Genomic DNA, 13,277 nt, shown 5'->3' with positions numbered 1-13,277 from the left:
AAGCCTTCGGGCTTTTTTTTATAGAGAAAAATACATTTAAAGGAGAACAAGAATAATGGAATATCTAGATAAGATTAAATTAGTTGTCGCCGTGGCCTTCACAGCCCTTTCCGGTTGGTTGGGGATGTTGGCCGTGCCTGTCATCTTGCTTTTTGTCCTGGCTACCTTTGATTATATCACCGGACTGGCAGCAGCCAAGTACCGGGGTAATAAGATCTCAAGCTACAAAGGCTTTCAGGGCATCATGAAAAAAGTCTGCCTGTTTTATCTGATTGCCGTGGGTGCGATTCTCGATTACACCTTACTCTATGCCAGTCAGTATATTGGCGTCGATGCAAAAGTCAATTTTGTTATTGCGTCATTTGTGGCGGTTTGGCTGATCTGTAATGAGATCATCAGCATTTTAGAAAACATGAAGGATATGAATGTGAATTTTCCACCATTCTTAGAAAAGCTGACCCAGAATATCCGCACCCAGATGGAGAATGAATCTGAAGGTAAAATTCAATCTGATACAGAAGATAAAAAGTCGGGCAATGAAACCGGAAGTAGTAACAGCTAAGATTTAAAAACAAAAACAGAGGAAATGGTCAGTGAGCATCGCCTCTGTTTTTTTATTGGAGGAAAGAATGACTACTGCAGAAAAAGATCGAATCCATGAAATGCGGCTCTTGGGTATTAGCTATTCGCAAATTTCTAGTGAACTCAATATTTCTGAAAACACCATTAAGTCCTATTGCAGACGCCATAATCTCGGAAAGACCATGGCAAAGAAAACAACTGGTGTCTTAGATGAAAAAGATGTTTGTAAACACTGTGGGAAGCCCATCAAACAAGGTTCCAAGGGAAAGCATAAAAAGTTTTGTACTGAAGAATGCCGCAGACTCTGGTGGAAAGCCAATGATGCCCACATCCAGAGAAAAGCATATTATGCCCTAGTTTGCCATGGCTGCGGTAAAAGTTTTAAAAGCTATGGCAATTCAAAGCGAAAATTTTGCAGCCATGCCTGTTATATCCAATATCGGTTTAAAGAAAAAGTTGAGGAGACACCATGACAAAAGATCAACTGGAACAGGAAAAAAACTATCGCATTTCAGTCATATTATCAAAAGAACTGATGAGTAAAGGTCTTATCACAAAGGAAGAGTTTGACCGCCTCGATACGATGCTTCTGGAAAAATATCAGCCCATTATTTCGAGCTTATAATGGCTTAATGACTTGCTTTGTATCAAAATCAGAGCTAACATCACAGGTAGAAAGGAGTGACAAAATGATGCGAAAAGTTATTAAAATTGATCCTGTCGCAATCAAGCTACCGGTGAAAAAGCGGGTAGCAGCTTACGCCAGAGTTAGTAGCGGAAAAGATGCCATGCTTCATTCGTTATCTGCTCAGATTAGCCATTACAGTGAAACCATTCAAAGTCGGCTGGATTGGCAGTATGCCGGTGTTTATGCCGATGAAGCAGCAACGGGCACCAAAGATAATCGCGCTGAGTTTCAAAAAATGCTGACAGATTGTCGGAATAAAAAAATAGATCTGATTATCACCAAGTCGATCTCACGGTTTGCACGAAATACTGTGACATTGTTAGAAGTGGTCCGGGAACTAAGTAGCCTTAATATTGAAGTCTATTTTGAAAAAGAAAATATTTACAGCCTAAGCGGGGATGGTGAGTTGATGCTCACTATCCTCGCTTCTTTTGCGCAGGCGGAAAGTTTGTCGGTCAGCGAGAACTGCAAATGGCGTATCCGCAAGGGTTTTCTGGAAGGGGAGTTGGTTAACCTTCGGTTTATGTATGGTTATCGGATTTCTAGGGGTCTGATAGAGATTGATGAAGAACAGGCCCAGATTGTCCGAATGATTTTTGATGATTACCTTGGTGGAATGGGATGTACCCAGATTGCTAAAAAGCTCAGAGAATTAAATGTTAAAAGAATCAGAGACGGAATCTGGACGGCGGAGCGGGTCGGAGAGATATTAAAAAATGAGAAGTATGCTGGAAACTCGCTTGCGCAGAAAAAATATGTTTCAGACCATTTGACAAAAAAGTTAATTACCAATTGGGGGCAGTTGCCAAAGTATTACGCCGAAAATACCCATCCGGCCATCATCGATCAAGAGACCTTTGACAAAGCGCAGGTTTTATTAGCATCAAAGCGAAAAACATCAGGGAAGAAAGAGAAGGCCGTTTATGCTTTTACTGAAAAAATAGTCTGTGACAAATGCGGAAAACACTACAACCGGAAACCAACCCATGGGTATGTGTATTGGAATTGCAGAACCTTTCTGCACTTTGGAAAATCAGTCTGTCATACCAAGCAGATTCCCGAAGTAATACTCATGCAGGTTTCAGCCGAAGTCTTAGGGCTTGACCCGTTTGATGAAGAAATTTTTCATCAGCAGATCAAAGAGATCCGGGTGCCGGATGATTTTAAATTGAAATTTGTTTTTCACAACGGAGATACCGTCGAAAAAGGATGGCATAATAAATCAAGAAAAGACAGCTGGGATGAGAAGAAGCGACAGGAAGCCAGAAAACGACAAAGTCTGATAATGGAAAGGGGGCTGGCAAATTGAATGGTGCAAGAAATATAAGATCCGTAACGGTTATTCCGGCAACTCCTGAATTGTTTATGCAGATCGATGAAAAGCCTTCCAGAAAAAAGCGGGTGGCTGCATATGCCAGAGTATCAACTAATTTAGAAGAACAGCAAAGCAGTTTTGAAGCTCAGCTGGATTATTACACGAAGTATATAAAAGACAAGCCGGAATGGGAATTTGTAGAAGTTTATACGGATGAGGGTATTTCAGCAACGAGTACCAAAAAGCGTGATGGCTTCAATCGCATGATTAAGGATGCGCTGGATGGAAAGATCGATTTAATTGTTACCAAATCAGTTTCTCGATTTGCCAGAAATACAGTTGACACGCTGACAAATGTTCGATTACTGAAAGAAAAAAACATCGAAATCTACTTTGAGAAAGAAAATATTTACACTCTCGATAGCAAAGGGGAGCTATTGATCGCCATAATGTCGAGTTTGGCTCAAGACGAAAGCCGCTCAATTTCAGAAAATGTGACGTGGGGGAAAAGAAAAAGTTTTTCCGACGGAAATATTTCCCTACCTTACAAGAGTTTCTTAGGATATGTAAAAGGGGAGAATGGACTGCCACAGATTGTTGAGGAAGAAGCAACGACAATCCGACTCATTTATAAGCTTTTTCTGGAAGGACATACCCCTTCATCCATTGCCAAACAGCTGATGGCATTAAAAATTTTAAGCCCAACGAAAAGACAAAAATGGCCAGTGTCAACGGTAATCAGCATTCTTAAAAATGAGAAATATAAAGGCGACGCGGTTTTACAAAAACGCTACACCACTGACTTTTTGACAAAAAAAATGAAAACCAATGAAGGGGAAGTTCCCCAATATTATGTTGAAAATAGTCACCCAGCCATCATTCCACCAGAAACCTTTGGCCTGGTACAGGAAGAATTTGCTAGAAGAAAATCAAAAGGCGGTTATACAGCTTGTCAAAGTTGTTTCTCCAGCCGGATTATTTGCGGCGATTGTGGCAGTGCCTATGGCAGCAAAGTCTGGCATTCTGGTAGCAAATATCAGCATACTGTCTGGCAGTGTAATAACAAGTTTAAGGAAAAAGACAAATGCAACACACCGCACTTATATGATGAAACCATTAAAAAACTATTCGTGGAAGTCATGAATCACCTCATTAAAAATAAAGCAGAGATTTTTGAGAATTACCGCCTTATGCTTGATAAGCTGACAGATTGTCAGGACTTAAAAGAAGAACTGAAGCAAGTTGATGAAGAATGCAGCTCCATTGAAATAATGGTGGATGCCTTTGTCAGTGAAAACACCCGGGTAGCGATGGACCAGGAGGAATACCAGCGCCGGTACAACACCTATGCTGAGAGCTATGATAAACTTCGCAATCGCCATATGGCCTTAACCGAAGAAATCAGAAAACGGGAGGCCCAGAAGAATCAGATTCATGCCTTTCTGGATATTCTTGAAAAACGCGACCAGCTACTCACAGAATTTGATGAAACCCTCTGGCGTCGGACTGTTTTAGAGATGGTTGTTCTCTCCAAGGATGAAGTCAACTTTCGGTTTAAAGATGGAGCGGAGATAAAATGGCCAATGAAAGGAAATATTTAGTTGCAAGGCAAGCGTTTTAAACCAATTAATAGTGAAGGCATTACGCAAAATCTCTAAATACCGCATAATAGCACAAGCTGCTCAGTTTATGCCTGATGTTTTTACCTACATGGATGATATTGCTTCAGTCATCAGTCCGATGATCTCACCTAATACCTACCGAGAACTGTTTAAAGAACATCATGCCAGAATTATTCAGGCGATCAAAGATAACGGAATGATTGCAAAACAACATATTTGTGAAAAATGGGATCTTCTGGTTGATGATTTTGTTGAGATTGGAATCCAGAGTTTCTTCCCAGCTCAGCCTTCCAATAATTTTCGAGCCATCCAGCAGAAATATCCGGAGTTTGTTATTCACGGTGGGGCTGACTCCCAGTCACCAATTTTTTCAACGGATATTACTTACGAAAAGGGAGCAGCTGAAGCTAAACGCTGCATTGATCAGTATGCAGGAAATGGCCGCTATATGGTTTACATTTCGTGTCCAGGCACGCCCAATGCGGCTCATCAAGGTTTTTTTGAAGAAGCCTGACGACTGGGCCATGAGATTTAAGTAGGGTTTACTGAACGGATTGAAATCCATAACCAGCAACCAAATTTACAGCTTGCATTAAGTCGATGAAACGAATCCAAAATTGAGACAAAAAGAACCGCATCCTCCGGTCCAGATTCATTACCAGAAACTGTAAAATAATGGCGCTTTTGGTTGTGTTCTCAAGTTTAGTTCTGACGAGGCCAAAGCCATATTTTCGTTTAGTGACACCATAAGAGCCTTCGATTGCGTTGCGCTCGCCATTATCGGCACGTTCCACTTGCTTAACTTCAGAAGATACCACTTTCGGTTTGCGCCCCAGCTTCGGGCCACTGATTCGAATGCCCCGAAGCTTCAGCCAGGCCAGGTTCTCACGGTTACGAAAGATTGAATCTGCCAACACCGCCTCCGGATAACAGCCAAAGCGCATCAGGTATTATAAAACCGCTTCCTGCAATAAAGTTCCTTCATTGAAACTCTCAAAGTCAAGCTTCTCAATGAAGGTATAGCCGTCAACAACGCTTGTCATTACTTTACACCCGAACTCAACGTCTGAGCCGGCTTTTCCTCTGAAAATTGGCCGGATGTGAGGTTGTGAGATGCTCACAATCCGGTTTGGGACAGAGTGCGTTTTCGTCTCATACATGGTGTTCTGTTGCTCATAAAGCTTTCGGATGGTCTCGAGTTCGCTGTGCTGGCGTTTTGTCAGAAGTTCGGCTCTGGCAGCGTCTTTCAGGTAAGTCTCGACGTATTCCAGATCCCGTTTCACATACCCCAGCTGTTTTCGAATTGCTTTACGGACTGTTTTGCTGCGCTTTTTGCGCTGCTTTTCGATGGACAGATAGTTTTTTCGGGCCCTATTGCGGTAAGTTCGGGGTTTGGCAACAAGAGCGATATCCGGCGTATGCAGAACGTCAATCATCATTTCAAGTTTTTCACGTGCCTCATTGAGAAGACGCAAATCGGTGGGAAAGCGGATATCACCTGGCGCACAGGTTGCATCAAGAATCAGTTTACCTTTCTTCGGGATATTAGAAAAGCTGATTTGACTTCCTTCATCGGATGGTTCTGATGGGCCGGGGGCATCGTGATGATCATCATCCTCGCCTTTGTCTTCTACAGCTTCAAACTCCTTCATGGCGATCATGTTGTTGATCTCCATGAGAATATCTGGCGTAAAGCGTTTTCTGAAGTGAGTGATCAGTGATGCATCAAATGGCGGGCGGGTATCTTCAAAACCGTCAAAGCCCAGAAAATACTGGAGATAGGGATTTTCCATCACCTGTAACGGCACTTCAGCATCAACCAGTTTTAAACGGGTCTGCAAAATCAGTGTTCCCAGAGCAACCCGGACTGAGAACGCTTCTTCGCCTCTCGTTGAAGATTTAAAGTTCCTGGCGTAGGCATCCTCAAAATCAGACCACGGAATCATCTCCGCCAGTTTGACCCAGCGGTTGTCTTTGTTAAGTTTTCCTCCGAAAGGAAGAAAGAAATCATCCGAAAACTTGATTTGGTCCGTCTTTCTGATATACATAAGGCACCTCCATCTGCAAGGGTTTTATGGTAAAAAAGTAATTATCTTTGCACTTATTATACTAAAAATATGCCTCAAAGTCAGCATTTAAGCGATTTTTGATTTGTTCAGTAAGCCCTATTTATGTTTTTGCTTTGTTACTGGATGGATAAAGTCCCAGCATGGTTTAGCTGTATTTAACGGTCTCAGCTTATTTTTGGGGGTATATTTTACGGCCGGTTACTACACTAAGGTCGGACCAATTGAAAACCCATACTGGGTTATTTTCACAAGTCTGATATGGGTTATAATAATGGGGTTATTTGGCTGGGTGTTAGGATGGATTAATGTTTCATTGACTTTTCCGGTCAAAGAAAAGTAAGTTCATACGAAGCGAATGATTAATTGCTTGAAAAACAAAGAACGATTGGCGAAACTCCAATCAACTTAGAGATTGCGATAAATACTGAGGAAGATCTGGTTTTGCCGGGTCTTTTTCCTTATAGACTTGAGTCTGTTTCGTACGCAAAGCGCGCGAAACAGTAAACCACTTATTATGTGATGAAATGTAAAAATTATAGGCATTAATAACCTTTTATGCAAGGAAAGTCATATAATTTTTGTGTAACAATGGCTTAAAATAATAAGTTGTATTAAAAAGGATTGTATGGATAACTTTTGAATTTTTCGCCAAATTGATGCTCTTTTGGCTCACGATTCTTCCTTGTTTTGAAAAGTTTTTATTGCGGTTTGGATAAAGTTATGAATAAGAGGGTTTGAGTTGTCATAGCGGTAATATAAGCACATTTTCACGATAAATTCATGCCCTATAAGCGGAATAGTTTTAATATAATCTCTATCCATATGACGTACACTATATGGCATAATGCTGATGCCTCCAGTTTTACGGATAGCAAGACCCAGTGTATCGACTTGTTGTGTGAAAATAGTCTTTTTTGGCGAAATGCCGAAACGAACAAAGATTGAGAGAATTTCAGCATTGAAATCTCGATATCCGGCGTTGTTGTCTAAAAAAATAAAGGTTTCGTTGACTAAATCTGTCGGATTAATGAATGACTGATTGGCAAGTGGATGCATAGAAGGAAGTAAAACAGCGAGTATTTCAGAAGCAAAAGGTATTTGCCGAAGTTCGCTATTCGCCGTCAAACCAGTGTTAGTTGTGAGAAAAAGATCGCTGTTTCCCGTCAGCAGACTTTTAAGACCTTCAATCGGTTGACAGGATAATATTTGCACATCACATTTTGGATAAGCCAAAGAGAAACGTTCGACGATTGGTTCGGTAAAATCAGATGTGTAGTAGTAGGGACTACTGATTTTAAGGCTCCCTAATTGACCGGAGGTGAGAAGTTTTATCTGTTCAAGTGCAATATGGTATTGCGTAAGCATAGCAGTAAAATTTTCATATGCCACTTTTCCTGCTTCAGTGAGTACGACATGTCTGGTATTGCGCTGCAAAAGTTTGGCTCCCATTTCTGCTTCAACGATTGCAATGTGTCGACTAAGAACAGGTTGGGTAATATACATTATTTCAGCTGTCTTTGAAAAATTAAGCGTCTCAGCCAGTTTTAGATACTCTTCAATATAGTGCAGTTTCAAAGTGGTACCTCCAGTTTTTATTTTGAATATATCAGTAAAAAAGTGCACTGGCAAGTTATTTATGCTTTATTGACATAAATCCCGTTAATATTGGCATTTCTCAAGAATTAAAAAAAGCACTATAATGAAAGCATAAAAGGTAATTACTTTGATAAAAACAATTTTAGGAGGAAGTGCGATGTTTACAATTGACAGTGCAGTAAATAAAGATTGCCCCGTATTGATTAATTGGGGAAAAGATGGCGGGATTTATCCCTATGCATTCACATCCAGTGAGGATGAAATGCTCGCCTGTCGAGAATCAGCGTGGTTTGGTTGCTTTTTAAATTGTTCGCCGGTGTATGATATTTCTGGGCCGGATGCCGTTAAGTTACTCAACTATGTCTGCGTTAACCGGGATTTCGAAAAACTAAAAATCGGTGGGTCAAGACACGCCTTAATGTGTAATGATAGAGGTCAGCTGTTGGCAGACGGTTTAATAATCCGAACTGGAGAAGATACCTTTAGAACCTATTGGCTGGCTCCGATTGTATCATTTTATGTCGATACATTAGGTATGAATGTGACTGGAAATTGGGTTTTTGACGAGTATTTTTACCAGATTGACGGCCCAAAATCATTGCAAATTATGGAGAAAGCTTCACAAACTGATTTACATGACATAAAATTTGCAGGAAGAAAAAATATAAAAATCGCAGGTACTGACGTAACAATAGTGAGACTTGGGATGTCTGGTGCGCTGGCTTACGAAATTCATGGCAGCACTGATCATGCTGATGCTGTTTATGATGCAGTAGTAGCAGCCGGAGCAGAATTTGGTTTAAAGCGCCAAGGCGTCAGTAATTATTGTAGAAGCCATACCCAGGGTGGTTATCCCAATCAATGGATTCATTTTTGGTATCCTTGGCGTTCCAGCGGCGAACAATTGTTGAAATATATTGAGACGTGTCCATATATTTTTGAAGGTCACAAACAATATCCATTCTTTGGAAGTGCAAGCGACAACTCTGAAAATGCCTTTGTAACGCCGTTTGATGTGGCTTGGGAATATTTAATTAACTATGATCATGAATTCATTGGGAAAACAGCGCTTCAGGAAATTGCTAAAAATCCGCCTAAAAAATGTGTGACACTGGAATGGAATTCTGAAGATATTGGGAAAGTTTTTGCAACGCAGTTTAATGGAACAAAGCAAGCAACTGCTGAAGAGATTACGCGTGTCGGTGATGGCGGGGAAGCACCTTTTGTGATCAGCAAGGTTTTAAATAACGGAAATATGGTAGGTATGACCGCAGGAAGAACAAATGACTATTATCATCAAAAAATGATTTCTTTGGCTTTTGTTGAGAAGGATTATGCAATTGAAGGCAAGGAACTGATAGTGATTTGGGGTACCGCAGAAACATCACAGCTTGAGATACGCGCAACGGTTGCACCGTTTCCTTACTATAATGAAGAGTATCGAAATGAAACCTTTGATGTGGAAAAGATACCGCATCCAGTTTTTGAATAATGCTAACTGAGCCACTCACCTGGTTATTCATTCAAATTTAAAATCAGATATTTGAAACAACAAAATGTGTCGTTAATTTTCAGCACCGTTTTTATTAACCTGATTATACAACAACGGGGCAAGAGGTTAAATTAAAGCCTTTGCCCTTTATTAGATACGACGGTTTGACTTTAATTTCACTTTTTAAGGCTTTGACTGAATAATAAAATTAATAAAAGCAAACAGTTAGGTTTAGAACAAAAGGAGGGGAATGTCGGGTATTCTACTCGGTGATCACATGAACTATTATAATATTGGTGATAGAGATTCTGAGCAGTTTAATCGCATGTTGGTGGAAAGTCTTTCTGAGATGATATCTATCTCAGTCCGTGGACCGGATAAAAAGTTTGTTTTTGTTAGTGAAGAATTTTTGAAAGGTCTAAAGCTAAAACCCGCTGATGTTGAGGGCAAAGGTTCTACAGAGTTAATCCAGGAAAAATTATATGAATCATCAGCCAGTGAAAGAGCATTTTCTGAAGGAACTGACGCAAAAGAGTTTTTTCATGCGATCGATGACCAATGGGTGTATTCCGAGAGTAAAATTATAAAAGATTTTAAGGGTGAATTAGAATATGTAGTAACATATAGTGTGCTACCTCATGAACTTTTAAAAGAAATTGATAAAATGCGGCTCCATTTGGAATATTATAAGCAAGAAAATAAGCAGCTATATAATTACCTTATTAAAAATGATAACATTCATGTTTTTGCAGACAAAAGTATGAGTAAAATTGTTAAAAATGCGGTAAAAATTGCCCCAACAAATGCTAGTGTGGTGATTACAGGAGAATCAGGTGTAGGTAAGGAAATAATTGCAAAGGTCATTCATGAAAACAGTGATCGTCGTGAAAAGCCATTTGTTGCTGTTTGCATACCCCAAATGTCACCCGCCTTAATGGAGTCGGAGTTATTCGGTTATGAAAAAGGCGCCTTTACTGGAGCACTAAGTTCAGGACATGAAGGTTTGTTAGAAAGTGCTAATGGTGGCACGGTTTTTTTGGATGAGATTGGAGATATATCGCTTGATCTGCAGGTAAAACTTCTTCGTGTCTTGGAAAACCGCAAGTTTACGCGAGTAGGTGGCACAAAAACGATTGAGCTTGATGTTCGCTTTATTGCAGCGACTAACAAGAATCTTAAACAAATGGTGAAGGATAATAGCTTCAGAGAGGATCTGCTTTACCGTATTGGAGTCATTTTTCTTAATATTCCTCCGCTACGAGAACGGAAAGACGATATTATTCCATTGGTTAATCATTTCGTTTCACTACTGAATAAGATTTATTGTAGTCATCACAGAGTTGCTGAAGATGCATATCATTTGTTTAGAGAATATGCATGGCCTGGAAATGTAAGAGAACTACGTAATTTAGTAGAGAAGCTGGTAGTGTTATCAGAAGAGAACCTTATTAACGCACAAATGGTTAATAGACTACTTCAAGGTGAAGACTTTTTAGTAGCAGACACTACAATCGGCACTCGTCAAGATCATGAGGCGATATGGGAAGAAAATACAGTTATAGATAAATATAACCAAATCGAGTCCGATAAGATTCTTACGGCGTTAGTAGAGGCCGGTGGAAACCGTACAATAGCGGCAGAAATACTAGGTATTTCGAGAAGCACATTATTTCGTCGTTTGAAAAAACACCCTATTAATAAATAAACTCGAATATTGGGATATTCTCATAAAAAGCTTGTAATGACTTCACTGTCATTACAAGCTTTTTTTAGTGCGCCCGGCATGGGCGCAATCTAACGGGTGAAAGTCCCGAGCACGGGTAGGTAGTGCCAAGTGAATAGCTTAAGGCAAGGGTGTCCCCGGCGACGGGGAATCTGAAGGAAGCCGGCGGCAAACTTCCGGTCTGACGAACAGAAATCACATCAGGCATTATCAACTGGGTAAGGTTGCTAAGCAAACCAAAGCCCTAAAACTACCCGGAAGTTGATGGTGTAAATGTGGCAGATAGATGGAAGGAAAGATTGCGTTCTTACCCGGGGAGATCTCACGGACGTGTGGAAACAGAGTATGAAACACGGTTGAAATAAGATTTATCGTGAGAAATCAGCCGAAGCCATAGTACGGAGACAATCTAGAAGTCGAAGGAAGGGCTGAACCAGAGGAGGTGAAGATCAATGAAGATTACTGATAGTGATAAAATAAAACACAGAAAACTTCAAAATGAAGGCGATCTGCAAAAGGTATCTGCGGAACAGAAAGAATATGCAGACGTGTGTGCGTCACCAAAGATAATTAAAACCGAAATCACCAACACAAATGAGCAGACGGATGGACTGCTGGAGGAAATTCTAACCCGTGATAATCTGAATCTGGCCTATAAGCAGGTGAAGAAAAACAGGGGTGCAGGTGGAATTGACGGGATGCAGGTGGATGAATTTCTGCCCTACCTGAAAGAAAACCGGAATGAACTCATTGAAGCCATCCGAAGTGGTAAATATAAACCACAACCCGTCAGACGGGTAGAAATACCCAAAGACAACGGGAAAACACGAAAATTGGGAATTCCAACTGTGGTGGATCGACTGATTCAACAGGCGATCAGCCAGGTATTGACGCCGATATTCGAGCAACAATTTTCAGACAACAGTTATGGATTCAGACCGGGGCGAAGTGCTCAGGGTGCCCTAAAACAATGCCAGAAAAATATCACCGACGGATATAAATATGTTGTGGATATGGATCTGGAGCGGTACTTTGATACCGTCAATCACAGTCGACTCATTCAGATGCTGTCTGAAACCATCAAAGATGGACGGGCATCTCCCTGATCCACAAATATTTAAACGCTGGCGTGATGTCAGGCGGTGTGTTCGAGCGAAGTGAGCAAGGCGTGCCTCAGGGCGGCCCACTCAGCCCAATTCTTGGAAATATCATGCTCAATGAATGTGACAAGGAACTGGAACGCCGGGGACACCGTTTTATCCGATACGCCGATGATCTGATGATCTTCAGCAAAAGCCGGAGAGCCGCTGAACGAACCCTTAAGAACATCGCACCGTTTATCGAAGGGAAACTGTTTCTTCGAATAAATCGGGAGAAAACAAAGGTGGCCAACGTCACAAAAGTGAAATTCCTCGGTTATGGATTCTATATCTACTGGGGACAGGGCAGGTTGCGAGTTCACCCCCAGAGCATACGGAAGCTGAAGGATAAAATCCGACAGATTACCGGACGCAGTAATGGGATGGGAATTCAGAGACGAAAAGAAAGACTGCTGCAAATCGTGCGGGGCTGGGTCAATTATTTCAAGCTGGCGGATATGAAAAATATACTCAAACCGCTGGATGAATGGATGAGAAGCCGGATCCGGATGGTTGTCTGGAAACGATGGAAGAAAGTGAAAACCCGATTTATCAATCTCAAGAAATTGGGACTGGATGAAGAACGGGCCTGGATGTGGGCAAACACAAGAAAAGGCTATTGGCGAACCGCCCATAGCCCAATCTTACTGAGAACCCTTTCTAATGACCGCTTGAAGCGGGCAAGATATCCCAACTTTTATGATTATTATCTGCAAGTAACCGTGTAAACTTTGGAACCGCCGTATACCGAACGGTACGTACGGTGGTGTGGGAGGTCGGTTGATCAATTAATGGTCAGCCTCCTACCCGATTGGTGGAAAATCATCGTTATTTTATAGTGATATCAGCATCTCCGTAAAATAATCGGGGACATGAACGCGTGTCAAATTGTTTCAACTTCGTTCAGAGGCATTGACATTAGTGTATCAATTTGTCTTATAAAAAATAAAATATGCAAACAGTAATAAAGCATTATGAAGGAGCAGATTCGAAATAAATCGCTTTGCTCCAGGATTATTAAATTGTACATTGTCATAATTTAGTTTTGAAT

General features: G+C 41.0%; 9 protein-coding genes and 2 pseudogenes. 9 read left to right on the top strand and 2 right to left on the bottom strand.

Features of this window, described 5'->3' with window-relative positions; genetic code table 11:
* Positions 1–55: 55 nt before the first annotated feature.
* From ACWI_RS16805 to ACWI_RS16785, 6 genes are all read left to right on the top strand, one after another.
* Positions 56–562: a phage holin family protein gene (locus tag ACWI_RS16805; protein WP_070372605.1), complete on the top strand. Its 507-nt coding sequence runs from the start codon at positions 56–58 to the stop codon at positions 560–562.
* Between the two features lie 67 nt (positions 563–629).
* On the top strand, positions 630–1,055 hold the full coding sequence (locus tag ACWI_RS16800) for a helix-turn-helix domain-containing protein (RefSeq protein ID WP_070372604.1): 426 nt from the start codon (positions 630–632) through the stop codon (positions 1,053–1,055).
* Complete coding sequence (locus ACWI_RS19140) at positions 1,052–1,207, top strand: SHOCT domain-containing protein (RefSeq protein ID WP_175440976.1); 156 nt, start codon at positions 1,052–1,054, stop codon at positions 1,205–1,207. Before ACWI_RS16800 ends, ACWI_RS19140 begins: the two co-directional genes overlap by 4 nt.
* Positions 1,208–1,271: 64 nt before the next feature.
* Positions 1,272–2,579, top strand: coding sequence for a recombinase family protein (locus ACWI_RS16795; RefSeq protein ID WP_070372603.1), 1,308 nt, complete (start codon positions 1,272–1,274; stop codon positions 2,577–2,579).
* Positions 2,576–4,186, top strand: a complete 1,611-nt coding sequence (locus ACWI_RS16790) for a recombinase family protein (RefSeq protein ID WP_242871642.1) — start codon at positions 2,576–2,578, stop codon at positions 4,184–4,186. The genes ACWI_RS16795 and ACWI_RS16790 overlap by 4 nt, the downstream gene beginning before the upstream one ends.
* Before the next feature lie 88 nt (positions 4,187–4,274).
* Positions 4,275–4,721, top strand: coding sequence for a uroporphyrinogen decarboxylase family protein (locus tag ACWI_RS16785; RefSeq protein WP_070372602.1), 447 nt, complete (start codon positions 4,275–4,277; stop codon positions 4,719–4,721).
* Between the two features lie 28 nt (positions 4,722–4,749).
* On the opposite strand, the pseudogene ACWI_RS16775 reads toward ACWI_RS16785, so the two are convergent.
* Positions 4,750–6,255, bottom strand: a pseudogene (locus ACWI_RS16775) (IS5 family transposase).
* Between the two features lie 690 nt (positions 6,256–6,945).
* A complete protein-coding gene (locus ACWI_RS16770) occupies positions 6,946–7,851 on the bottom strand; it encodes a LysR family transcriptional regulator (RefSeq protein WP_070372599.1) in 906 nt (301 codons plus the stop codon).
* Positions 7,852–8,029: 178 nt separating this feature from the next.
* Between ACWI_RS16770 and ACWI_RS16765 the strand changes: the two genes are divergently transcribed.
* The 3 genes and pseudogenes from ACWI_RS16765 to ltrA all read left to right on the top strand — a co-directional run bounded on the left by ACWI_RS16765 (position 8,030) and on the right by ltrA (position 12,954).
* The gene (locus tag ACWI_RS16765; protein WP_070372598.1) at positions 8,030–9,364 is read left to right on the top strand and encodes an aminomethyltransferase family protein; all 1,335 of its coding nucleotides are present in this window, start codon (positions 8,030–8,032) and stop codon (positions 9,362–9,364) included.
* A 250-nt stretch (positions 9,365–9,614) separates the two neighbouring features.
* Positions 9,615–11,069 carry a sigma-54 interaction domain-containing protein gene (locus ACWI_RS16760; protein WP_070372597.1) on the top strand — a complete coding sequence of 485 codons (1,455 nt, stop codon included), beginning with the start codon at positions 9,615–9,617 and terminating at the stop codon, positions 11,067–11,069.
* A gap of 470 nt (positions 11,070–11,539) precedes the next feature.
* Positions 11,540–12,954: pseudogene (gene ltrA / locus ACWI_RS16755) on the top strand (group II intron reverse transcriptase/maturase).
* Positions 12,955–13,277 lie beyond the last annotated feature (323 nt).

This window comes from Acetobacterium wieringae (assembly GCF_001766835.1).
Classification (GTDB): domain Bacteria; phylum Bacillota; class Clostridia; order Eubacteriales; family Eubacteriaceae; genus Acetobacterium; species Acetobacterium wieringae.
This window is presented reverse-complemented; position numbering and strand designations above follow the sequence as displayed.